This is a genomic window from Halobacillus sp. SY10, assembly GCF_045401165.1.
GTDB classification, from domain to species: Bacteria; Bacillota; Bacilli; order Bacillales; family Halobacillaceae; genus Halobacillus; species Halobacillus aidingensis.
This window is the reverse complement of sequence record NZ_CP174345.1, coordinates 3,089,238-3,112,553: the sequence shown is the minus strand read 5'-3', so window position 1 is coordinate 3,112,553 and position 23,316 is coordinate 3,089,238. Positions and strand designations below refer to the sequence as shown.

Annotated in this window: 19 protein-coding genes and 1 other annotated feature; of the genes, 10 read left to right on the top strand and 9 right to left on the bottom strand. The window is 42.6% G+C overall.

What is annotated here, in order from left to right; genetic code table 11:
• Positions 1-12 precede the first annotated feature (12 nt).
• The 4 genes from ACJA3J_RS15975 to ACJA3J_RS15960 form a co-directional block, all read right to left on the bottom strand.
• Positions 13-1,185 carry an acetoin utilization protein AcuC gene (locus ACJA3J_RS15975; RefSeq protein WP_089650503.1) on the bottom strand — a complete coding sequence of 391 codons (1,173 nt, stop codon included), beginning with the start codon at positions 1,183-1,185 and terminating at the stop codon, positions 13-15.
• Complete coding sequence (locus ACJA3J_RS15970) at positions 1,182-1,829, bottom strand: acetoin utilization AcuB family protein (protein ID WP_089650504.1); 648 nt, start codon at positions 1,827-1,829, stop codon at positions 1,182-1,184. Before ACJA3J_RS15970 ends, ACJA3J_RS15975 begins: the two co-directional genes overlap by 4 nt.
• 4 nt (positions 1,830-1,833) lie before the next feature.
• Positions 1,834-2,478: a GNAT family N-acetyltransferase gene (locus ACJA3J_RS15965; RefSeq protein ID WP_089650505.1), complete on the bottom strand. Its 645-nt coding sequence runs from the start codon at positions 2,476-2,478 to the stop codon at positions 1,834-1,836.
• Between the two features lie 127 nt (positions 2,479-2,605).
• Positions 2,606-5,782, bottom strand: coding sequence for a transglycosylase domain-containing protein (locus tag ACJA3J_RS15960; RefSeq protein ID WP_406944586.1), 3,177 nt, complete (start codon positions 5,780-5,782; stop codon positions 2,606-2,608).
• Between the two features lie 120 nt (positions 5,783-5,902).
• Positions 5,903-6,110: a binding site (T-box leader), on the top strand.
• A gap of 90 nt (positions 6,111-6,200) precedes the next feature.
• Here ACJA3J_RS15960 and tyrS point away from each other — a divergent pair.
• A complete protein-coding gene (tyrS, locus tag ACJA3J_RS15955) occupies positions 6,201-7,469 on the top strand; it encodes a tyrosine--tRNA ligase (RefSeq protein ID WP_089650507.1) in 1,269 nt (422 codons plus the stop codon).
• Between the two features lie 160 nt (positions 7,470-7,629).
• On the opposite strand, the gene rpsD is transcribed toward tyrS, so the two are convergent.
• Complete coding sequence (rpsD, locus tag ACJA3J_RS15950; protein WP_089650508.1) at positions 7,630-8,232, bottom strand: 30S ribosomal protein S4; 603 nt, start codon at positions 8,230-8,232, stop codon at positions 7,630-7,632.
• Positions 8,233-8,854: 622 nt separating this feature from the next.
• Here rpsD and ACJA3J_RS15945 point away from each other — a divergent pair.
• Positions 8,855-10,738: a diguanylate cyclase domain-containing protein gene (locus ACJA3J_RS15945; protein WP_406944585.1), complete on the top strand. Its 1,884-nt coding sequence runs from the start codon at positions 8,855-8,857 to the stop codon at positions 10,736-10,738.
• Between the two features lie 42 nt (positions 10,739-10,780).
• On the opposite strand, the gene ACJA3J_RS15940 is transcribed toward ACJA3J_RS15945, so the two are convergent.
• Positions 10,781-11,260: a GAF domain-containing protein gene (locus ACJA3J_RS15940; protein ID WP_089650510.1), complete on the bottom strand. Its 480-nt coding sequence runs from the start codon at positions 11,258-11,260 to the stop codon at positions 10,781-10,783.
• A 122-nt stretch (positions 11,261-11,382) separates the two neighbouring features.
• On the opposite strand from ACJA3J_RS15940, the gene refZ reads away from it, so the two are divergent.
• Entirely contained in the window at positions 11,383-11,982 is a 600-nt protein-coding gene (gene refZ, locus ACJA3J_RS15935) for a forespore capture DNA-binding protein RefZ (RefSeq protein WP_089650511.1), read from the top strand.
• Here refZ and hisJ read toward each other — a convergent pair.
• A complete protein-coding gene (hisJ, locus tag ACJA3J_RS15930; protein ID WP_089650512.1) occupies positions 11,972-12,775 on the bottom strand; it encodes a histidinol-phosphatase HisJ in 804 nt (267 codons plus the stop codon). The genes refZ and hisJ overlap by 11 nt on opposite strands.
• Before the next feature lie 159 nt (positions 12,776-12,934).
• On the opposite strand from hisJ, the gene ezrA reads away from it, so the two are divergent.
• From ezrA to ACJA3J_RS15905, 5 genes are all read left to right on the top strand, one after another.
• Complete coding sequence (ezrA, locus tag ACJA3J_RS15925) at positions 12,935-14,626, top strand: septation ring formation regulator EzrA (protein WP_089650513.1); 1,692 nt, start codon at positions 12,935-12,937, stop codon at positions 14,624-14,626.
• Between the two features lie 12 nt (positions 14,627-14,638).
• Entirely contained in the window at positions 14,639-14,971 is a 333-nt protein-coding gene (locus tag ACJA3J_RS15920) for a hypothetical protein (RefSeq protein WP_089650514.1), read from the top strand.
• Between the two features lie 120 nt (positions 14,972-15,091).
• A complete protein-coding gene (locus ACJA3J_RS15915) occupies positions 15,092-16,231 on the top strand; it encodes a cysteine desulfurase family protein (RefSeq protein ID WP_406944584.1) in 1,140 nt (379 codons plus the stop codon).
• Positions 16,232-16,236: 5 nt separating this feature from the next.
• Positions 16,237-17,448 carry a tRNA uracil 4-sulfurtransferase ThiI gene (gene thiI / locus ACJA3J_RS15910; protein ID WP_089650516.1) on the top strand — a complete coding sequence of 404 codons (1,212 nt, stop codon included), beginning with the start codon at positions 16,237-16,239 and terminating at the stop codon, positions 17,446-17,448.
• 208 nt (positions 17,449-17,656) lie between these two features.
• Entirely contained in the window at positions 17,657-19,246 is a 1,590-nt protein-coding gene (locus ACJA3J_RS15905; protein WP_406946306.1) for an amidohydrolase, read from the top strand.
• A 225-nt stretch (positions 19,247-19,471) separates the two neighbouring features.
• On the opposite strand, the gene ACJA3J_RS15900 is transcribed toward ACJA3J_RS15905, so the two are convergent.
• Both ACJA3J_RS15900 and ACJA3J_RS15895 read right to left on the bottom strand, forming a co-directional pair.
• Positions 19,472-19,669, bottom strand: coding sequence for a hypothetical protein (locus ACJA3J_RS15900; RefSeq protein WP_406944583.1), 198 nt, complete (start codon positions 19,667-19,669; stop codon positions 19,472-19,474).
• A gap of 216 nt (positions 19,670-19,885) precedes the next feature.
• On the bottom strand, positions 19,886-20,689 hold the full coding sequence (locus ACJA3J_RS15895; protein ID WP_115824185.1) for an NAD kinase: 804 nt from the start codon (positions 20,687-20,689) through the stop codon (positions 19,886-19,888).
• Positions 20,690-20,946: 257 nt separating this feature from the next.
• Between ACJA3J_RS15895 and ACJA3J_RS15890 the strand changes: the two genes are divergently transcribed.
• Together ACJA3J_RS15890 and ACJA3J_RS15885 are read left to right on the top strand one after the other, a co-directional pair.
• Entirely contained in the window at positions 20,947-21,939 is a 993-nt protein-coding gene (locus ACJA3J_RS15890) for a class I SAM-dependent methyltransferase (RefSeq protein WP_406944582.1), read from the top strand.
• Between the two features lie 123 nt (positions 21,940-22,062).
• On the top strand, positions 22,063-23,253 hold the full coding sequence (locus ACJA3J_RS15885) for an acetate kinase (RefSeq protein WP_089650520.1): 1,191 nt from the start codon (positions 22,063-22,065) through the stop codon (positions 23,251-23,253).
• Positions 23,254-23,316: the final 63 nt, after the last annotated feature.

The following is a 23,316-nucleotide window of genomic DNA, read 5'->3' as shown; positions in this document are numbered from 1 at the left end:
GCTTCTTTATTATTACATAGAATTGAATTTTTTTTGATTGTGGATTAGTTGTAAGGCTTTGGCCAACACTTTTTTGTTTTTTTCCGTTATTTCTTCCCGGCGTGGAATTGGCTTGAAAGCATCAGGTGGATCATGCCATGTTTCCATCAAGTTCACAGGCGCTTCCTTTTGCCATTTTTGAACCCATTCCACTGGTAAGGAACCTCGGAAAGGGGTTTGATCGCTCATTACTTTCCAAATTTGTGCCCACGCACGTGGGACCACTCTCCAGATGTCATATCCGCCACCTCCGAGAGCAATCCATTTCCCTTCACAATATTCGTGAGCGAGTTCATGAGCTAATTTGGGAATGGCTTCGTAAATTTTCATTGTGGAGCATAAATGAGTTAAAGGATCAAAATGGTGGGCATCCGCACCATTTTGTGTAAGAATGACATCCGGTTTGAAAAAATCGACAATTTCTCTGAAAGCGGATTCATAAACACTTAAAAAAGATTCATCTTCTGTAAAAGCATCGATTGGTATATTGAATGAGTAGCCGTAGCCTTCTTTTAATCCACGTTCATTCACGTTTCCAGTGCCTGGAAAGAGGTATCGCCCTGTTTCATGAATGGAAAAAGTGCATACGTCCGGGTCATCATAAAATGCCCACTGCACACCATCCCCATGGTGCGCATCGGTATCCACATACAGGACTTTAGCCTTGTACTTTTCTCGTATATATTTAATCCCAACGGCTCCATCGTTATAGATGCAAAATCCAGAAGCTTTACGTTCAAAACCGTGGTGCAAGCCACCGCCAAGGTTCAATGCGTGCTGCACGTTTCCATCCATTACTGCATCTATTGCAGATAATGTACTCCCGACAAGCAACTGAGACGCTTTATGCATGCCTTTGAAAATCGGAGTATCTTCGGTACCTATCCCATACTCCATACCTTCATCTTCTGTCAATAACCCTTGCCCTGCTTTTTTGACAGCTTCGATATACTTTTTACTGTGCGCCAGCGACAACTCTTCTTCTGTAGCCAATCGTGGAGCAATAATGTCCTTTTCAGATAACGCACCTGCAGCTTCTAACAATTCTTTTGTCATTACCACACGCATTTGATTGAAAGGATGATCGTCTCGAAAGCGGTATGTCGTAAATTCTTCGGAATACACAAATCCAGCATGACACGTCATGATGGAATCCCTGGCATTTGAGGCCACAGAACTTCGTAACCTTCAGATTTTAAGTCCTCAATCGTAGGCAAGGGATTCATTGTTTGAATTCTCACGACAATGATTTTATATTTAGGGTCAGGTTTATAAGGATAGATGAGGACAGAGCTGATATTCACTTTTCTTTTACCGAACACTTGAGTGACCTGTGGAAGTATTCCAGGTTTGTTGATCACTTTCACTTCAATCTGTGAACTTTGAACGTGTGTGCCTGTCAGTTGAATGAGCGTGTACAACATATCCTTTTCAGTAATAATTCCGACCAGTTTTTCATCTCGAGTCACGGGGACACAGGCAATTTCCTGCTCATAAAAGATCGATGCCACTTCCTCTACGAAATCCAGTGGGTGGACCGTTGTCACGGGTGAGGTCATGACGGATCGAATTGGATTTTTCAGCTCTTCATGATCGGTTTCTTTGTCAAAGATTGAAGGGCTTGCATCTCTGACATCACGGTCTGAGACGATGCCAATGACTTCATTTTCTTCGTTGATGATTGGGATATGGCGAATGTGATGTTCGTGAAGGAGTTTCAGAGCTTTTTCAATGGTTTCTTCAGGAGAAAGGGTAATGACTTTCTCTTTCATGATTTCTTCCACTAACATATAACTACCTCCTCGTCCGGTATTGATGTCTTGTTAAGAACCTCAATTTATCAAATTGTTCCACAGAAGAATCGGAGACATGGCGTCCTATTTTCACCATCAAGCAATTTGCAGGATGGGATATAATTTCTGGATCATCGGTTGGAGAAGGAGTGAGTCCACCCGCTGCCATCATTTTTTCCATGACTTTTCGATAGTCCCAAATATTCAGCCCCGTTCCTTTGAGATCCCAGTGCCAATAATATTCGGTAGAAATGATGATATAGTTTTCCATATACTCATCCATCATGGAGACTCTCAATAGACGTGAGCCGATCCGATAGCCACGGAACTCTGGAATGACTTCAATAGCCCCAAGCTCTATGAGATCTTCCATACTGCCTTCTGACCATCGTTCTAGAGGGTCTGGATGCAGATAGGTTACATATCCAATGATTTCTTCATTGTGCCTTGCGATAATAATGCGACCTTCTTCAAAGTCTGCAATCCCTTTAATGGCCTCGAATTGTTTTTCTGGAGGACGGAAGGCCGTCAAACCTTCATGGAATGTGTATTTCTCAAGATCTTCAGAGGGTAATGGACCTTCTACGATGACAGGTCCATGTTCTGTGTCAAATGCCTCGTAATGATAGGTCTTTTCATGATTCATTCAGCCACCACCTGTCATAGATTAATAGATTATTTTACTAATTTCCTCCATTATACATGAAACCATGCTTGTTTTTCATGATGAATAAAAAATCCGACCGGCAAGCCGATCGGATTTTATTTATTGTTTAATTTTCCTGAGAGTCTGATCCATCATCTGATTCGGAATCATTTCCTCCTGAACCATCACCAGATCCAGAGCCTTCACCAGAACCGGAACCATCTCTAGTGCCATCGCCGGAGCCTTCTCCGCCAGAATCATCTCCGGAGTCGTCGTCTCCGGACCCACTATCTCCTGAATCATTATCTCCTGAATCATTATCTCCAGTTTCATCGTCACCATTTGATTCTCCACCATCTGAATTCTCTTCACCAGAGTTACTCTCTCCAGAATCATTTCCGTTTGAACCATTAGAGTTTCCGTTTCCATCATTGGATGATCCGTTGTTGGAAGAGCCATTCTCTGAGTTGGAACTTCCTCCAGAGTTATTGGATGAGGTGTCTTCATCATCCGAAGGTTCTGGTGCGCCAGGATTACCTACCGTCGTCGTTCCGGATAATCCTGATGATTGGCCGAAGTAATCGACGGCTCTTACAGCATAAATCCCGCTTCCTCCTGAGTAGCCGAGGGAGTTGTCTGTCGTATTTCCAATAAACGTGAAGGATCCCCCTGGAGTAGAAGCGCGATAGACGCGGTATCCTACAACATCGCTACTAGATGAAGGTGTCCAAGAAATTGCTGATCCACTGGCACTTACGGAACCTGGTGCCGCTGGTGCCTGTCCATCATTATCGATGGAAGAAGCTGTTGATCCTATACTTTGTGTGGAAGGAAGAGCCACATTGGACCATGCCCCTGAGTTCGGTAAGAGTTCTCTTAGTACTTCAGAGCTTGTGTATCCATTTTCTTCTAAGAATTCAGGGCTGAGTGTAACCCCGCCACCATCGATAATAAATTCGCCAGGCGTATTCGGACCTGCTACGACCAGCTGATCTTTGACGCGTACAAAGTCACCGCTGATCAAGCTGTCATCTACTTTCGTTGGTGCATAGTCAGCATCGTAGAGATCGCTCTTGGCAAGACCGACAGAGGAACATAGATCAGATGCCAGCAAACCTGATGTTGCACAATAAGAACGTGTGACCAATCCGCCAGGGCTCTGAAAATCGTTCTCTGGAACCATCAACTCTGGGCGGATTTCAGAAACAGCATTGACAACATCTGCCCATAAGCCTTGCGTACGCTGGTTATAGTTCAAGTGCTGCATGTTTCCTTCGGCAAAACCTGTCCACATTCCGACCGTGACATTAGGGTTTGTCGCTACAAACCAAGAGTCCTTGGTTGATTGGGATGTTCCGGTTTTTCCGGCCCAGTCAACGCCTCGGTTATACAACATACCACGGACCCTGGATCCTGTTCCGTATTCCAATACATCACGCATGACATCAACAGTAAGGTAAGCCGCCTGTGGGCTGTACACTTCTGTTTCTTCTACCTGATGTTCGTAGATTTTTTCTCCATCTTTCGTTTCAATTTTTTCAATCATATACGCATCGACAAATTTACCCATGTTTCCAAATGTTGCATAGGCATTTACGTTGTTTTCAACAGTGATTCCGTACGTAAGACCACCAAGCGCCATCGACTCGCTCGTGTAGTCGGCTTTGACTAAATTTTCTTCCATTCCCATTTTAACCAGATAGTTTTCTACAGGCTCTTGAGATTGTATACTTTTGTATTGTTTTACTGCTGGCACGTTATAAGATTGGGCAAGAGCATAACGCGCAGAAACAAAACCTCTATGGTTTCTCGAGAAGTTACGAACTTCTTTCCCGCTATCATAGTAGTATGGAACATCTGCAATGACTGAGCCAGGCTGAGCTGCCCCCATGTCAAAACTCGGTCCATATACAAGGAGCGGCTTCATTGTACTACCGTTCGAGCGGCGGGCTTGGGTTGCGTGGTTGAGATTTTCTTCTTCAAAATCATATCCACCGATGAAACCGTGAATTTTACCTGTAGAGTTTTCGATAATCATACTCCCCAGCTGAAGAGGAGAGTCAACCTTTTCTTCCTGCCCATCACTGTTCAAGACCGTTTCTTGCCCCCAAGGCCAGTTTCCTTCCGTATAGGAATCTCTCACTTTCTGCATGGCGTCATAGACTTCTTTGTCTAGTGTTGTATGAATCTGGTAACCACCGGAAGAAAGTTCACGCTCTGCCATAGTGTTATATTCCTCACGTAAGGCTTCATCTTCTGAGAGGTCTTTTTCTGTATGACCGTTCTGCTTCATCAAGTGATCTTTTATTAAGTCTTTTGCTCTTTTGTGCACTTCCTGGTTAATGGCAGGATAAGTACCTAGAACAGTAGCTTTTGGATCTGTTAATGTTTCTTCATTGATTTGGAACTTCATCGCCTCATCATACTCTGCCTGAGTGATGTACCCGGCCTCATGCATACGTTCCAGAACTTCGTGCATGCGGTCGATTCCCGCTTCTAAATTTTCAGGTTCTTTAATAGATCCGTCATTATAGAAAGGGGTATATCCGAACGGGGATTGAGGCAATCCTGCAATATAAGCGGATTGTGCTAGAGTTAAGTCTTTGGCATCAACACCGAAAAGGCCTTGAGCGGCAGTTTGTACGCCTGCCACATTTTGTCCATTCGCATTTCTGCCAAAAGGTACGATGTTTAAGTAGGCTTCCAGAATCTCATCTTTATCTAAGAATCTTTCAATTCTCAAAGCCAGCAGCATTTCCTTGGCTTTACGTTCAAACGATACTTCGTTCGTCAGGATTTGGTTTTTGACCAGCTGCTGGGTCAATGTACTTCCACCTGTTTTTACGGAGGAGTTGGTCACTTCTTGAACGACGGCTCGCATGACCGCTTTAGGAACCACACCTTTGTGTTCTCCGAAATATTCATCCTCTGTAGCAATCACAGCATTTCTCAAATCTTCACTGACCTGTTCCAATTGGACTTCCTCACGATAGAGATCTGACCTGACGTCTCCAATCTCTGTTTTTCCATCATTGAATAACATGGTCGAGGTCTCTGAATAGTTATAAATGGTTTCTTTCATTTGTTCTTCGCTTCTGACCTCTTCATCTTTCACAAGAGAAGCAAAATAGCCGGCGCCTACACCACCTGCGAAAAATAACCCGATAACACCGATGATGATAAAAAATAAGATGACGTTCCATACGACATCATAGGTGATCCGGCCATTTTTCTGGATGGTGCCACTCTGCCATAAAGAGCGTATATCCAGCTTTTTTCGCCCGTTTTCCGGTTTATTAGACATGATAATACCTCCTAAAAAATCCACCAATATTATAACATACCCAGGGCATATAGGATATAATTCTACCCCTGGTTTATTGCTTTTTGGATTGTGTTGTGATAAATATATACGTAGATGAATATATGTGCGTTGAAGGACTGGAGTAAAAAACAATTCCCTGTCTCAGAGAACCGGCGGTGGGTGAGAGCCGGTACACAGTTGTTTTTGAATTACGACCTGGAGCATTCTTCTGGTATGAATCAGAAGACGGTGAAATGCCGTTATCGATCGGAGTGGCACATCATACGTGTGTGCAACAAGGGTGGTACCGCGAGACCTCGTCCCTTTTCACAAGGGGTGAGGTCTTTTTTTGTTTTCAGAAAATTCATCTCTGAGACCTTAGCACAAGTCTACTTATAACAGATTGAGGAGTGATCCAATGGATATTTTGAAGGATTTGCAACAACGTGGTTTGATCAACCAGATGACAGACGAAGAAGGATTGAAAAAGCACCTCGAAACGGAACAGGTAACGCTTTACTGTGGGTTTGATCCGACAGCGGACAGTCTTCATATTGGGCATCTGCTTCCAGTACTTATGTTGAAAAGGTTCCAACAAGCAGGACATCGTCCTATAGCACTTGTTGGCGGCGGTACAGGCATGATCGGGGACCCGAGCGGCCGATCAAGTGAAAGACAACTGAACAGTGCAGAGGTTGTTCACGGGTACAGTGAAAGTATTAAAGAACAATTGGCGAGAATCCTGAATTTTGATGAAGGTGAAAATGCAGCGGTAGCACGTAATAACCATGAGTGGTTATCACAAATGACAATCATTGATTTCCTTCGAGATACAGGAAAACATTTTGGAATCAATTATATGTTGGCAAAAGATTCTGTAGAGTCTCGTATTGAGCAGGGAATCAGCTATACAGAATTCTCTTACATGATCTTGCAGTCTCTTGACTTCCAACAGTTGTATCAAAAAGAGAATTGCACGCTTCAAATCGGTGGAAGCGATCAGTGGGGGAACATTACCGCGGGGCTTGAATTGCTGAGACGATCTGCTGCAGGAGAAGAAGAAGTGGAAGCCTATGGTTTGACTGTTCCATTGATTACGAAAGCGGATGGATCGAAGTTCGGGAAGACAGCTGGTGGAGCGATCTGGCTAGATCCTGAGAAAACGTCCCCTTACGAATTCTATCAGTTCTGGATCAACGCGGATGATCGTGATGTGATTCGCTTCTTGAAGTATTTCACGTTCTTAAGCTTGGAAGAAATTTCAGAACTAGAAAAAGAAGTAGAAACTCAACCAGAAAAACGTGTGGCTCAACGCCGTCTAGCTGAAGAAATGACAAAGCTCGTCCATGACGAGGAAGCATTGAAACAGGCGGAGCGCATATCTGCTGCTTTATTCAGCGGAGATATCAAGACATTATCAGGTGCAGAAATTGAGCAAGGCTTCAAAGATGTTCCGACTTACAAGTCTGAAGAAAAAGAGCCACAGCTGTTGGACCTTCTTGTAAATGCTGGCATTTCCTCTTCCAAGCGTCAGGCACGTGAGGATATCGGAAATGGTGCTGTTTATATTAACGGAGAACGTAACCAAGATCTTAAACATACGATTGGTGAGGAAGATCGCATCGAGGATCGCTTTACCATTATCCGTCGCGGAAAGAAAAAGTACTTCTTGGTTAAGTTCCAATAATAAAAGTAAGAGGCAGACCACTTCGGTCTGCCTCTATGTTTATGGTGAGAATACCAGCTTTTCCGGTATTTTATTTTCTGTCCTGACAATAATAAAAACGCCTTTGAAATGTGAGTAACATTCCAAAGGCGTTTTTGTCGTAATTCTGCTAAAGCAGAGATTAACGAGAGTAGAATTCAACGATAAGAGCTTCGTTGATTTCAGAAGGAAGCTCAGAACGCTCAGGGAAACGAGTGTACGTTCCTTCACGCTTGTCTTCGTCGAAAGTAAGATATTCTGGTACGAAGTTATTAACTTCGATTGCTTCTTCTACGACGTTAAGCTTTTGAGATTTTTCACGAAGGCTGATCGCTTGACCAGGAGCTACGCGGTAAGATGGGATATCAACGCGACCGCCATCTACAGTAACGTGACCGTGAGTAACTAGCTGACGAGCTTGGTTGCGCGTACGAGCTAGACCTAGACGGTAAACAAGGTTATCCAAACGGGATTCAAGTAGGATCATGAAGTTTTCACCGTGGATCCCCTTCATGTTACCCGCTTCTTCAAACAAGCGACGGAATTGACGCTCAGTCAAACCGTACATGAAACGAAGCTTCTGCTTCTCTTGTAGTTGAAGACCGAATTCGGATAGTTTTTTACGTTGGTTTGGACCATGTTGTCCAGGAGCGTAAGGGCGCTTTTCAAGCTCCTTACCAGTTCCGCTTAAAGAAATACCATAACGACGTGATTTTTTCCAGGTTGGACCTGTATAACGTGCCATAGGAATTTCCTCCTTTTTATTTTATTTTGCATAAAATAAAAACAGTGTGTCCCTTCGATCATTGCTCATTATGTTTTCATGCACCTTCGCCCCAGCAGCAGAGAGTTACACGATGCACCTCAAATAGAGGAACAAAATGATGACAATGGTGGTTCACATAGGCTGCCATTTATTTTACACAACGAATATTGTAATCTTATTAGGGATGGAAGTCAAGGGGATCGAAATAAAAAATGATGATAGGGAATTGGTTAGATGATAATGAAAACACTGTAATCATTATATTTCACGATATTTGAAATAAGAACTCTAGGTGATAGTGAGGGGAAGGGATCCCTGAATCATCTTCAGTTCTATAATTTTCATTAATCTTATATCTTTGTAAGGTTACTTACTATTACTCCCTATTGGTCCTCTCTGTTTTGAAGAAGCGTTTTTCTCACAAAAGAAGGTACGACTTAAGGGTAAAGTTCAAAGATAGATGATTCTAACCAAAGAGAAATAGAATGATATAATAGTGAACAGTTTATAAAGATCTTTTTACATATTCATGGTCGTTTTTGTGATTAAAGTAATGGTACAATATACTCAAAACGTTTGTTAGGGAAGATAGGTGAGTCGAATGATTGTCCAATCCCTCATAAAAAAGAGAATTGAAAAACTACAAAGCCGTCTGTTCCAATACTTTATTTCAGAATCACCCTTTACCTATGAACAGTTTGTTGTCAACCTGACTGATGAAATAAAAAAGTTTTCCGAAGCTTCTTTTTGTGCCATTTATTTGCTGGATGTGTGGAAAGGTCGTTTTCAAATACATTCAAAGGATGGGGTTGTGAAAGAATCATTAAGAAGTCACTTTTCTCTGGATGATTTATATACCCAAACGAAAAGTCAATCAGACGTGCAACACATCATCGATGCAAAAGCAGTTGGTTCTTCTTTAAGAGTCACCTCGCTACATTCTGGGCAAACGATCTTTGGATATCTAGTTCTGAAGGGGACGTCTGCTGTACAGATGGAGGAGGAGTTGCTGCGGGCGATTAGTTCAGAGGTTACGAAATGTATAAAAAAGGTCGAAGGCTTTTACACGTCCATGGAGGAAGAGAAAAAATACGAGTTGTTATACAAAGTGACTTCTCACTTCCATTCCTCTATTGATACAGATGGAGTGTTAAAAGAAATTATAGACACCCTAAGAAAAACCTATCCAGATTTTCAATACTTTTTATTGTTGTCGAATGATTATACGAAAGATAATGATCTCCCTGTCCGCGAGCTCACCTACGATATGGACCTTGAGTCAAGTGCAAGTACACAGGCCTATATAACAGGAGAAGTACAAATTGAAGATCACCTAGTAGAAAAGTGCTCGATTTTATATGCTCCGCTTAAAGGTAAACAAGGCATCTATGGAGTATTGAAGGTTGTGACCCCTGGGTATTTATATTTTCCTAAAAAAGATGTCGAATTTTTCATCTTCATAGCAAACACAGCTGGGAAAGCTCTTGAAAATGCCCAGCTTTACCAGCAATCAAGAAAGTTAAACAGTGATCTGCAATTAATTAACTCCACCTCACAAAAACTCAACTCCAACATGCGATTAACTGAAAAGATTAGTTATATGGCGTATAAAATTCAACAGTCTTTTCATGCGGATGAAGTTGGTTTTGTTACGTATGAAGAACTTTCAAGTCATCACGTTCTTGAGGGGAGTACAGAATACTTTGCTTCATCCGAATCAAGTACGCTGGTGCATTATGTGAAAGAATCCGTATGTCATCAAGATGCCCCACTTTTCATAAGTGATCTGGAGACGAAACCGATTGAACATGTACCCCAATATCGTTCTTTGATGGCCGTGCCAATGAAAGATCACGAACATATCAGCGGTCTTGCCATTGTCCTCCATAAAGAGCCGTATTATTTTACGTTTGAGTCCTTCAAACTTCTGCAATCGCTTGTCGCCCATTCTACGCTGGCATTTGCGAATTCAATCCTGAGAGAAGAGTTGGAGAAGGCAGTCATCACTGATTATCTAACAAAACTTCATTCCAGGGTTCACTTGGACCATTGTGTGGAACAACATGTCAAGGATGATGAGAAGGGTTGTCTGATTCTATTTGATATTGATAATTTTAAAAACATCAATGACACCTATGGCCACCAGGTAGGCGACGAGGTCATTTGCCAGGTGGCTGATATCATCAAGTCAGTCATTGGGGGTCAAGGTCTTTCCGCACGGTGGGGAGGGGAAGAACTCGCGGTATACCTTCCAATGCTTCCATCTGAAAAAGCCCATGATTTAACGGAAATGATTCGTGAAAAGATTGCGATTTCGACTTCCCCTAGTGTAACGGTTTCCTGTGGGATTGCTCCGTGGAAGGCAGAATGGCTCAGGCCGAACCGGAAGCAGATTGTCCAACAGGCGGACCAAGCTTTATATAAAGCTAAAAGTTCTGGAAGAAACCGAATTGTAACGGCTCATCCTATTAAAGAGAGAAGCTAAAAAAGAAGCCACTGGAGTGAAAAACACTTCAGCGGCTTCTTTTTAAATATAATTTTGTAAAGTTTGTACGAATTCGACTAGTTTCTCCTCATCCACTTCATCGAATCTTCCTTTGGAAGGACTGTCGATATCAAGGACACCAAAAATTTCATCACCTTTTACAATAGGGACAACAATTTCAGATTGACTTGCGGCATCACAGGCGATATGGCCTGGAAACGCATGAACATCTTCAATGCGCTGAACTTTGTTATCGGCTACTGCTGTTCCGCAAACCCCTTTACCTGATGGAATTCGAACACATGCAGGAAGGCCTTGAAAAGGGCCAAGAACTAGCTGGCTTTCTTTCCACAAATAAAAGCCGACCCAATTGACATCATCCAAGAACTGGTTGAGAAGGGAGGATGCATTAGACAAGTTTGCGATTTGATCGGGTTCGTCCTCGATGAGAGCTTTTAATTGTTTAATGACCAGATCGTATTTTTCTTTTTTTGAACCTGTATAAGAAGTGGTTTGAAACATCAATATACCTCCTGAGTTTATAGTATTCGACAAAAAACAGAATTTTCTGTCGGTATTTGATGGACGATTGCAAGCAGGAAATCCAACAAATAGAGAGAATCTTTTCCTGAGGGGGAAAAATAATGAGCCGACCAAATGTAACGCGTGACAAAGTATTAGATGTTGCCTGCCGCCTTTTTTACAGCCAAGGTTTCAATGGAACATCCGTCCGAGATATCGCGAAGGCAGCTAATGTAAATGTCTCGTTGATCCATTACTACTTTAAGAGCAAGCAAGGCCTTTTTGAATCGCTCGCCGTCAGCTATTTTGAGCCCTATCTTGAAATGCTGGAAAACGAGCAACCCTCAGAAGGCGAATATCGTCTAAATGATTTAGTGAAAAAAATTCTACATTATAAACAGTCGAATTATCAACTATCTTGTTTGTTAAATAGGGAGCTGACGTTGAACACAACGTTTGCAAGAGAAATGCTTGTCACTTATTTGGCGAAAGAGAATCATTTACTTACTCAAATTCTTTTCCATAAAAACTCCCATATTGATGTCACGTTCAAAGAAAAGCTATGTTTACTACAACTAAAGGGATTATTAAACGCTCCGTTCATGATGCCACATGAGTTTAAAGATCCATTTATTACAGACGCTTCTCTTAATCATTTTGTAGAAATGTATAGCGGGCTAATGAACGATCACCGTTCCGTCCAGGAGCTTGCTAAAGCTTGAGAAGCTGAGAGTCGATAGAATCGTATCCTTGTCCGAGCCCTGCTGCCGTATGAGCATCAGAACCATAGATTAAAGGTATGCCCATAGAAGAGGCTTGTCTGGCCGTTTGTAATGGCGGATAAGTCTCTTTGCAATGTTCTTTCACTACTCCTGCCCCGTTATAATCAAGGGTATATCCATGATCCTGAACGAGTTCGAGGAACGAATGAGCCTGCTTTTCCCAATTTTCCGGTGCGGGATAGAGGTATTGGAACTTCTTCACAAGCGTCATATGTCCGACACGGTTCGGTTTGTATTCACCTAACTCACTGAGAACCGATTGGTTGAGCGTGTTGTAGTAGGCTTGGTAAAGTTGATCGATTCCACCGAAATCATGGATGGCTTCTCTATACATGTCCGGGCTGTAGTCGATACAGTACCACTGACTATGACCTTTTAAGAAGTGAACAGATAGGATGCTGTCATCAAGAGAGGGTCCATAGGTATTTAGAAAGCTTTCCACCTCTTTTTCATACCCTTCGATATAATCTACTTCAAATCCTTTCTGAATGTAAATTTCCCGTTGGTACTCTGTTTTTAGCCGGTCGATTTCCTTTAAATATTCTTCCACTTGTCGAAAAGACATCCCGCTATCCTTGTCTGGAACGGGATCTTCAAATGTGGAAGGAAGCGGCGCGTGCTCTGTGAAAGTCATGGATTGATACCCACGTTTTATGGCTTGTTCAATGTAACTTTTAAGGGTGTCTGAAGAGCCATGGGGGCAATAAGGTGTATGGATGTGACCATCAATCATAGTCGTCTCTCCTTTGTGCTTGAATTTTTTGTCAATATGATAATAAATTTGAAATATTTTAGCCAAAAGGATGTTTTACATGGTATCATTATAAACAACTAAATCACAATTCGGAACGTAATACATCCGTATGGCACGTTTATTGTAAGGAGGCTATTTATGAAGTACGTCATCGGGGCTATTTTACTACTCATCGCATTGTTCATCATAGGGCTGATCTGGCGGAAAAAGGTCTATGATGAAGTGGATCGCCTGGAAGGTTGGAAAATGGATATCATGAACCGGCGCGTCACCGAAGAATTATCCAAAGTGAAAAGTTTAAACCTTTCTGGTGAGACTCAGGAAAAGTTCGAAGCGTGGCGGGCTCGTTGGGATCAAATTTTGACAAAAGAGCTGCCTGAGCTGGAGGAAGACCTTTTCGATGCAGAAGAAGCGGCGGATCGCTATCGTTTTAAACGCGTTAAAGTCGTCTTGGCAAACACAGAGAAAAAGTTAGTAGCCATTGAGGAAGACATTAAAATGATGCTTCAAGAACTGGAAGACCTCCTTGATTCTGAAAAGCAAAGCCGTTTGGAAATTGAATCGATGCAGCCGGAATTGAAAGAACTTACTAAACTCCTTATTCAAAACCGCCATCAATATGGCAAAGCGGTCCGTGTTTTTGAACAAAGAGTGGGTGAATTGAAGGATAAGCTCAGTGAATATGAACAGTTAACCGATCAAGGGGATTACATCGAAGCCAATACCCTTGTGCAAACGATACGTCAAGAGACTACACAATTGCAGGAGGATGTCCATCACTTCCCTGATCGTTTGAAACAAGTGAAGATTGAATTACCTGAACAGCTGAAAGAGCTTAAAAGCGGTGTGGAAGAGATGAAGGCGGAAGGTTACCGCATCTCTCATTTCGATTTTCTTCCAGAGTTACATAACTATGAGCGGTCTCTGGAGGAAATGCTTGTGCAAATGGAGCAGGGAGACCAATCAGGGATTGAAGATGCTTTAACAGAAATTCAAACAAGAATCCAGGAAATGTATCAGCTGCTAGAAAGAGAAGCAGTGGCTCATCATTATGTGGAGAAGCAATTTGTACCACTTAAAGCTCAGTTGGATGAGTTGGAATATGTTTTGGCAGACACGGAGCGGGAATTAGAGGAAATACAACAAACGTATCAAGTGGAGGAAGGACATTTGGAGTCTCACCGAAGCTTGATCAAGTGGTTTAATCAAATGCGCAAACGCGTAACGAGTCTCGATTTCAGACGAGCAGATGGAGAAACCTCCTACGCCCTTCTCCGTGAAGAAGTGGAAGATACGGAGAAACAATTGCAAGAGCTCGAAGAACAGCATGGGTATTTCCATGAGCGTGTTCAAAACCTGAGAAAAGATGAACGAGAAGCTAAGCAGAAAATGACGAAGATGGAAAGCCTTCTTTTAGATACTCATCGTCGATTGAAGAGAAGCAATATCCCAGGAATCCCCACATCCATCTATGAAGATATGAAAGCAGCGAGCCATAAAGTGGATGAGGTATTTCAAAGTCTTGAAGCACAGCCGCTTGATATGGCTGTAGTCAATGAAAAACTGGATGAGGCAATGGAAATGACAGAGCAGTTGAGTCAGGATGCTGAAAAGATTATGGAAACAGCTCAGCTTGCAGAACGAGTGATTCAATGCGGCAATCGCTATCGAAGCAAATATCCAATCTTAGCAGCTAAACTCCTTGAAGCAGAGGAAAAATTCAGGTCTTATCACTATGATCAAGCACTGACGCTTGCTACAGAGGCCATTAAAGAAGTGGATCCGGCCGCGCTGTCCAAAATTGACAAAGAGGAAGAAGTCCTGGTTTAGGAAGTGGTTCAGTTGAAGAAGCGAATCATCATCGGATTAATTTCGGGAACAGTTCTCATATGGTCAAGTGTTCTTGCGGTTTTTTTTCTGACTTCGAATGCGAAGGTTTTAGATAGCAAGGAGCATGGTTTTACTAGGTCCATCCATACTGAAGGCAAAAGCTTGAATGATCAAATATCCGCTGATTTTTTTGAAAGAAACATAGAAGTGGACAATGAGGTACGAACGATCATTGGAGAAAAAACATTGACGAAAGACTGGGTCAACGATGTTCGTGAAGATGGAAAACTAAGTATCGATACCCTCCTTGAATCTCTTGAATTAAATGATACCGACAATAGTTAGGGTGAAGAGCATCTGCATAAAGCAGATGCTCTTTTATTGTTAATAGGGCAGGTGTTTCATTTGACTTCGTGTTATGATAAAATAATGAGCTGCAATTCGAAAATAAAGGAGTCAAAGCCCATGATTTACCTAGATAACAGTGCCACAACTCATCCACACTATGAAGTGTTGGAGAGTTTTCAAAAGGTCGCAGACCAATATTTTGCCAATCCCTCATCCGTTCATCGTTTCGGGAGTGAGGCTGAACGTCTATTGGATCGGTCGAGGAAACAAGCGGCCCAGCTTTTGAGCGTCGATCCTCAGGAAGTGATTTTCACATCCGGGGGGACCGAAGGAAATAACATGGCGATCAAAGGGATTGCGCTTCAACATCAAAATAGAGGGAAACATTTAGTTACGACTCTGATTGAACATCCTTCTGTGATGGAAGCATTCAAGGCACTGGAAACATTGGGTTTTGAAGTCACTTATATAAATGTTGATCAGAACGGGAAAGTTAATCCCGAAGATATTCAGCAAGCGTTAAGAGACGATACGATTCTTGTCAGCGTGATGAGTGTGAACAATGAGCTTGGTACCATTCAGCCCGTTCAAAAAATCGGGGAACTGCTCAAGGCTTACCCTAAAGTATTCTTTCATGTCGATCATGTTCAAGGGTTAGGAAAAATAGAGCTTTCCGTTAAAGAATGGGGCATTGACCTTTGTACCCTTTCCGGGCATAAGATTCATGGATTGAAAGGGACCGGGGCTCTACTCATGCAAAAGCACGTGCGTGTTTTTCCTCTGTTGCATGGAGGAAGCCAAGAAGCAGAGGTCAGAGCGGGAACAGAAAACTTACCTGGAACGGTAGCGTTTGTAAAAGCCCTGCGGCTGCTTCATGAAGATCACAAACAAAAAGTCAACCACTTACGTAGAATGAGAACAATACTATGGGAAGGGCTTATGCTTCGAGACTATTGTAAAATCAATTCACCGGAGGACGGGGTCCCTCATATAATAAATTTTTCCATTCCAGGATATAAACCCGAAGTCATTATTCACGCCCTAGGGGAAGAAGGGATTTTCATTTCCACTAAATCTGCCTGTTCTTCCAAACAGCCGGACGTGAGTGCTGTACTCAAGGCGTGTAACTTGGATTATGAGCGGACGACTTCTGCTTTACGCGTTAGTCTTTCTACAACGAATGAAAAAGATGAAATCGATCTGTTTTTGAAAAAGTTAGATCAAACAGTTGAAAACTTACAAGCGACGATGGGGTGAGCATAATGAATTTCGATCGGATTATGATTCGGTACGGTGAAATGGCGTTGAAAGGGAAAAATAGACGTGCATTTGAACAAAAACTGCAAAGCAATATTGCCATAAAGCTGAGAAAATATCCAAATACAACGATAAAGAAAACTCAAGGGCGCATGTTTGTCCTGCTGAATGGGGAAAAACCTCATGAAGTAATGAAAGAATGCCAGGAAGTATTCGGTATCCACAGCCTTAGTTTCGCTGTGATGGTGGAAAAAGAAGAAGAGCAAATGAAAGAAGCTGTGATGCTGGCATTTCATGACGCAAGGAATGCTCGCACGTTCAAGATATCATCAAAGCGTACGGACAAAACTTTCCCTATCCCTTCACAGGAGCTTAACCCATTATTAGGTGGACATATCCTGCGTCAAACGGAAGATGTAAAGGTCGATGTGCATAATCCTGATGTAGAAATAAAAGTAGAAGTTCGTCATGAGGGATGTTATGTTACGGCACAAGATTACCCAGGAGCGGGTGGTTTGCCGGTTGGTACGACAGGGAAGAGTTTGTTGATGCTTTCAGGCGGAATTGATAGTCCGGTCGCAGGTTATCTGACAATGAAACGCGGAGTTGAAATCGAAGCGATTCATTTCCATTCGCCTCCATACACAAGCGAACGGGCGAAACAGAAAGTCATCGATCTTGCTCAAGCTTTATCCAAGTTCGGTTCGAGAGTGAAAATTCACGTCATTCCATTTACGGCAATCCAGCAAAAAATTCATCGTGAAATGCCAGAAGGTTACAGCATGACAATCATGCGCCGAATGATGATGCGGATCAGTGAACAAGTGGCCGCTAGAAATGAACTTCTCTCCATCACTACAGGTGAAAGCTTAGGACAAGTAGCCAGTCAGACGATGGAAAGCATGAATACCATCAATGAGGTTACCAATTACCCAATTATCAGACCGCTTGTTTCTATGGACAAAATAGAGATTATTGATATTTCCAGGAAAATTGGAACGTATGACATTTCCATCCGCCCTTTTGAAGATTGCTGTACAGTTTTTGTGCCGAAAGCACCTAAGACGAAACCCACACGAAAAAATGCCAATTATTATGAATCTAATTCAGATTTCACCCGTGATATTGAAAAAGCATTGGAAGAATCCTATATCGTTGAAGTCTCCCCAGATCGACAATCGGGTCAACAAGACGACGAATTTGATGATTTACTGTAAATCATTTATCCTCTGGCCTCAAAGGCCAGGGGTTTTTTATTGTCTAGGAAATAATTAAATCTTAAGCTGTAGATCAATCGGTCGAAACTTGAACATTTCGCTACTGTAGCCCAGATACTTCTGTTTGCTCTTTCAATGGCTTGTACTTCAATTCTGTCCACATATAGATTATGGTATAGATAAAAGGAAGAAAGAGGGAGTGTTAAAAGTGAAGCTCTGGTATGGTGGAAAAATATATACGATGAAAAAAGAAGGAGAATGGGTGGAAGCGATTGTGACTTCCGGGGGAAAGGTGAAAGCAGTTGGCGATACACAGCTTTTATATCAAACCTACAAAGATCAAATCACAGAAGAACACGATTTAAAAGGGGCTGTCATGTATCCTGGATTTACGGATAGTCATTTACACATCATCGGCCATGGGGAACGCCTAATGAGGCTTGACCTTTCGTTTATGAAGTCGGCAGAAGAAGTGAAACAGGCGTTACAACAACATGCAGAACAACTGCAGCCTGGAGAATGGATCATTGGTGATGGTTGGAATGAAAATCAATGGGAAGAAAAACGCATCATACATAAAGATGAGCTTGATGAAATTTCTTCCGAACACCCGATGATGCTGACAAGGGTATGCCGACATGCCTTACTAGCTAACACAAAAGCGATGAACATGGCTGGAATTAAGAAAAGCACCCCAGATCCGCAGGGAGGGGTAATCGTAAGAGACGATCAAGGGGATGCGACTGGATACTTCCATGATCAGGCACAGGAACTTATTAAAGGTGCCATGCCTGAAGTTACACCTGAGTATCTAAGAAAAGCCACGGACTTAGCTGTTAAGGATATGCATTCTTTTGGTCTTGTAGGCGGCCATAGTGAAGACTTGAATTATTATGGTGGTTTCAGAAAAACGTACGACGCTTTTCTGCATGTCATTGATGGAAAGGAAACAAAATTCCGGGCCCATCTTCTCATTCACCATGGTGTGATTGAACAGGTAGATCAAGAAGGGCTGGGATTCAAAAAAGGGACCAATTTTGTAGAATTAGGGGCGTTGAAAATTTTCTCTGATGGAGCGTTAGGCGGTAGGACGGCATGGTTAAAAGATGCGTATGCAGATGATCCGGAAAATCATGGAGTGGCCATTCACACGAATGAAGAGCTTGATCAACTTGTGAAAGAAGCAAGAAAAAGAGACATGCCAGTGGCTGTACACGCCATTGGTGACGGAGCTGTCGAAGCGGTGGCCAACGCCATTGCGTCCAATCCTCTTAAGAATGGGGAACGTGACCGTATTATTCATGCGCAAATTCTAAGTCCTGCGTTAATTCACCAATTGCAGCGCTTAAATATCGTTTTGGATATTCAGCCAACATTCGTTGCATCTGACTTTCCGTGGGTCATTGAACGCCTGGGGAACTTAAGGTTGAAAAATTCCTACTCCTGGAAAACGCTGCTGGATGCAGGAATTAAGTGTGCGGGAGGATCGGATGCCCCTATAGAGGAAATCAACCCTCTGCTTGGCATAAGAGCAGCCGTAGACAGAAGGGCGTCTTATGATCACGCCGTTTATCAAGCGGAAGAGAAGCTTACCGTTTATGAAGCCATTTCTCTTTATACGAAAGGGAGTGCTCAAGCGATCCACAAGGAGAATGAACAAGGGATGATTCAGGAAGGGTTCCTTGCTGACTTTACAGTATTAGATAGGGATCTTTTTGCATTGAAATCTCATGAACTCGCAGACGCTACGGTTACCATGACCGTTGTAGACGAGGAAATCGTATATCAGCGCTCCTGATTGCTTATCAAAACAAGTTATTGAACTATAAGGCAGGATTGTGGAAGACTTGATTTCGAGATGTTTGTGTGAGTGGATCGGGGCGGCAGGGAATGACACGCTTTCCGCGGGAGCCGCGATGAGCCTCCTCGGGCTCCGTCCTGCGGGGTCTCCCCATTCCCCTCAGCCCCTTTATATTATGAGGTTCTCGAAATCTTTCTTAAAATAAACGGCCGAAATCTGAAATTAAGTTTTGATCAACCATGTCGTTTTAGTGATTTCAACCATAGAAACTGCACCAATAAGGCGAGGAAAAAGGGTCTGGGAAACGTCCGCATGTAAACCTAAAGGAGACATGAACGTGTGTGTTTTCTCTACTAACTGATCCAAAATAATCCAAATCATCGTTTCCCTGACCCCGTATCCATGGCTAGGAATCGTCATTCATTATTTCATCTAAGCAAGGCTTCCTTTGACTTTTGATAGGTGCTCTTAGCAGTCCAATGGAAAGCGAGCGGTTTCCATTCGCCGCTATTCACTCATCAAACATCCCGAAACTTTGTCTTCCACAATCGGGAGCTTATCTGATAATATCGATATTTTTAACTAAAAAGGAACTTCCGATGTTTTGGAAGTTCCTTTTTCAGGTGTTAAAAGATATTATAGGAACGTACGTTTCACGCGGTCCCAGTACGTATTGTTTTTAAGTTTAACAGTCTTTATGACGTTTTCACTTAGGTTGATCGTGACGTCGTGAATGTTACGAACGGAAAAGGCTTCGTTATCCATGCCAATAATCGGATGGTCATTTCCATCTTGGCGGACTTTGAGTTTTAATGACCGTTCTCCGCTTAAAATAAAGGAAGAGCCGAGGGTACGGTAGCGGTTATTGTTAAGTGAAGCAAGCTCACTGATCTGGAAACACGGAAGTTTCGGATCCACAACCGCACCGTTGATGGATTTATTGTAAGCGGTGCTCCCAGTAGGGGTGGCAATAATTAATCCGTCTCCACGGAAGGTTTCAAAATGCAAGTCATCGATGTGGACATCAATGACGATTGACTTGATCAACGTCGAGCGGACACTGCATTCATTAAGGCACATGAAGGTGGATTCATTATTGATTGTTGTTTCAATGACTGGGAAGCGGCGTACTTCAACTTCAGAATTCTTCATCGCATCGATCATTTCATCATGATCATCGATGTCGAAGTCACAGTAAAGCCCTGCCTCATGCCCGGTTCGGATCCCTACATACAGGCAGTCTTGACGGAAACCGGTCTTACGAACAGCTTGCAAGAAGGTGCCATCTCCGCCTACAGCGATGATGATGTTAGCATCTGTGGAATCTTCAACGATATGAAAATCGTTGTCGCGAGCGAGTTGGAATAAGGACTCCAATTTATCATTTAATTCTTCCGTTTGTTGATAAAAAAAGTATAAATTTCTTCGTTGGTCGTTCATCTAGCATCCTCCTCTTATGTATAGCTTGATGTCATTTTATCATTTCATTCTTGAAACCGCACACAATTTTCAAACAAATCGGGAAAGTTTAACATTGTTGAATTGAAGGGTGGAATTCGATATGGTGGATATAGATGAAAACGTAAACGAAGGTTGGCGCATCATGTTTGATTCAAACAGCTGCGCCAATTTCTTTTGAGATGGTTCTATTTAAGTATACCAAGCGAGAGCATGATTTTATTTTAAGGAGAATGATTATGAAGCAGGAACGAGTGGAAAAACTATTTCAATGGATTGATGATACTTCAACAGTTATATCCGAAGACTTGAATATCACCTATTTAGAAGCGATCGCAGAAACGATGGATGTCCTATTCAATGGACAGCCTTTTGATGATATGGGAGATTCTTTGCAGACCTTTCTTACGAATGAACTGGTTAAAGTGAAAAGAGAAGAATTTGAAAAAGAAGAAATACGAAAAGCTGTTCAACTGGCCATTCTAAAGGGCATGAAAGGAGCCACTCAGCAGCAACATTTGATCACGCCAGATTCGGTGGCCATGTTCATGGGTTATCTAGCTTCCAAATTGTTTGAAGGAAAAGAAAGCTTGAAACTTTTCGATCCAGCTTCGGGAAGCGGAAATTTAATTACTTCCGTTATGAACCAGCTGGATATGTCGCTGCAAGCGTATGCCAGTGAAGTAGACCCTACGCTCATTCAGCTTGCCGTAGCGAATGCCAATCTGCAAAAAAATGAAATTGAATTCTTCCACCAGGACAGTCTTGCCCCTTTCTTAATGGAGCCTGTCGATTTTGTACTGGCTGATCTTCCTGTTGGTTATTATCCGGATGACGTTCAAGCAGTAAGATATAAGCTGAAAGCGGACGAAGGCTTGTCCTATGCCCATCATCTGTTTATTGAGCAGGGATTGAATTATACAAAAGAAGGCGGCTTCCTTATGTTCATTGTGCCGAACTTCCTTTTTGAGAGTGAGCAGTCTAAGGCGCTGAATGCATTCTTGCGTGAACATGCTCACATCGTTGGGATGCTTCAATTTTCTGATAGCTTATTCAAAGATGAAAAGCATGGAAAGAGCATTTTGATTTTACAAAAGAAAGGCCAAGAGACGAAGGCGCCGAAGCAGGCGTTATTAGCCAAGCTTCCTTCCTTCAAGAATCCGAATGGGATGGCGGATATTCTTACCCAGATGAACCAATGGTTTGATGAATATAAAAGAACGCAATTGTGAGAAAATAACGAATATAACAAGTAAACGTTATCATCGGTCAACAACCTTGAAATCGTTGAAAACGGGTGATTAAATGGTAGTGGTAGAAAATTACGAACCTAAATTCTAAGGGGATGAGCAACGTTGAGTAATAAAATTCTTGCTATAAATGCAGGTAGTTCATCACTGAAATTCCAACTGATTGAAATGCCTGAAGAAACTGTAATTACCAAAGGTCTAGTCGAGCGTATCGGCTTGAATGATGCTGTATTTACAATTGAAGTAAATGATGAAAAAGATGAAACCGTAACAGATATCCCTGATCATGGAGAAGCTGTAAAAATGCTTCTTGATAAATTGACAGCGAACGGAATCATCGATTCACTGGATGAGATCAATGGTGTGGGACACCGTGTTGTCCACGGAGGCGAGCGTTTCAGCGAGTCTGTACTCATCACGGATGAAGTGATCAAAGAAATTGAGGAAGTATCTGATTTGGCTCCATTGCATAACCCTGCAAACTTGACTGGAATCAACGCTTTCCGTGAAGTACTTCCGAACGTACCTCATGTAGCTGTGTTTGATACGGCATTCCACCAGTCCATGCCGGAACAGTCTTACCTATACAGCCTGCCATATGAGTACTATGAAGAATATGGGATCCGTAAGTATGGTTTCCATGGTACTTCTCACAAGTATGTTTCTGAACGTGCAGCAGAGATGCTGGGGCGCCCGGTAGAAGAGCTTCGCCTCCTATCCTGCCACCTAGGAAACGGTGCTAGTATTGCAGCTATTGAAGGCGGCAAATCCATCGATACATCTATGGGCTTCACACCACTAGCCGGGGTTACTATGGGGACTCGCTCTGGTAACATCGACCCTGCATTGATTCCATTCATCATGGAGAAAACAGGCAAAACAGCGAATGAAGTCATGAATGTATTGAACAAAGAAAGTGGTATGCTTGCTCTTTCTGGTTTCTCCAGTGACTTGAGAGATATCGAAAAGCGTGCAGAAGAAGGAGACGAGCGTGCGGAGCTCGCTCTTGAAGTCTTTTCCGCACGTATCCACAAATATATCGGTTCTTACGCAGCCCGTATGCACGGCATCGACGGAATTATTTTCACTGCCGGTGTCGGTGAGAATAGTGTTACTATGCGTGAACGTGTGTTGAAAGGCCTTGAGTTCATGGGCGTTTATTGGGACCCTGCTCTTAACAAAGTTCGTGGAAAAGAAGCCTTTGTAAACTACCCTCACTCCCCTGTGAAGGTCATGATTATTCCAACAAACGAAGAAGTCATGATTGCTCGTGACACGGTTGAAAAAGGATTATAATAGAAAAAGCAATCGTACCCTAGGTACGATTGCTTTTTTTTGAGCTTTCAGTCTACAATATAT

Excerpts from the sequence above, each read along its gene's own strand:
- ACJA3J_RS15975 (WP_089650503.1), bottom strand. The coding sequence starts at position 1,185 with ATGACGTGTCATGCTGGATTTGTGTATTCCGAAGAATTTACGACATAC.
- ACJA3J_RS15970 (WP_089650504.1), bottom strand. The coding sequence starts at position 1,829 with ATGTTAGTGGAAGAAATCATGAAAGAGAAAGTCATTACCCTTTCTCCT.
- ACJA3J_RS15965 (WP_089650505.1), bottom strand. The coding sequence starts at position 2,478 with ATGAATCATGAAAAGACCTATCATTACGAGGCATTTGACACAGAACAT.
- ACJA3J_RS15960 (WP_406944586.1), bottom strand. The coding sequence starts at position 5,782 with ATGTCTAATAAACCGGAAAACGGGCGAAAAAAGCTGGATATACGCTCT.
- tyrS (WP_089650507.1), top strand. The coding sequence starts at position 6,201 with ATGGATATTTTGAAGGATTTGCAACAACGTGGTTTGATCAACCAGATG.
- rpsD (WP_089650508.1), bottom strand. The coding sequence starts at position 8,232 with ATGGCACGTTATACAGGTCCAACCTGGAAAAAATCACGTCGTTATGGT.
- ACJA3J_RS15945 (WP_406944585.1), top strand. The coding sequence starts at position 8,855 with ATGATTGTCCAATCCCTCATAAAAAAGAGAATTGAAAAACTACAAAGC.
- ACJA3J_RS15940 (WP_089650510.1), bottom strand. The coding sequence starts at position 11,260 with ATGTTTCAAACCACTTCTTATACAGGTTCAAAAAAAGAAAAATACGAT.
- refZ (WP_089650511.1), top strand. The coding sequence starts at position 11,383 with ATGAGCCGACCAAATGTAACGCGTGACAAAGTATTAGATGTTGCCTGC.
- hisJ (WP_089650512.1), bottom strand. The coding sequence starts at position 12,775 with ATGATTGATGGTCACATCCATACACCTTATTGCCCCCATGGCTCTTCA.
- ezrA (WP_089650513.1), top strand. The coding sequence starts at position 12,935 with ATGAAGTACGTCATCGGGGCTATTTTACTACTCATCGCATTGTTCATC.
- ACJA3J_RS15915 (WP_406944584.1), top strand. The coding sequence starts at position 15,092 with ATGATTTACCTAGATAACAGTGCCACAACTCATCCACACTATGAAGTG.
- thiI (WP_089650516.1), top strand. The coding sequence starts at position 16,237 with ATGAATTTCGATCGGATTATGATTCGGTACGGTGAAATGGCGTTGAAA.
- ACJA3J_RS15900 (WP_406944583.1), bottom strand. The coding sequence starts at position 19,669 with ATGACGATTCCTAGCCATGGATACGGGGTCAGGGAAACGATGATTTGG.
- ACJA3J_RS15895 (WP_115824185.1), bottom strand. The coding sequence starts at position 20,689 with ATGAACGACCAACGAAGAAATTTATACTTTTTTTATCAACAAACGGAA.
- ACJA3J_RS15890 (WP_406944582.1), top strand. The coding sequence starts at position 20,947 with ATGAAGCAGGAACGAGTGGAAAAACTATTTCAATGGATTGATGATACT.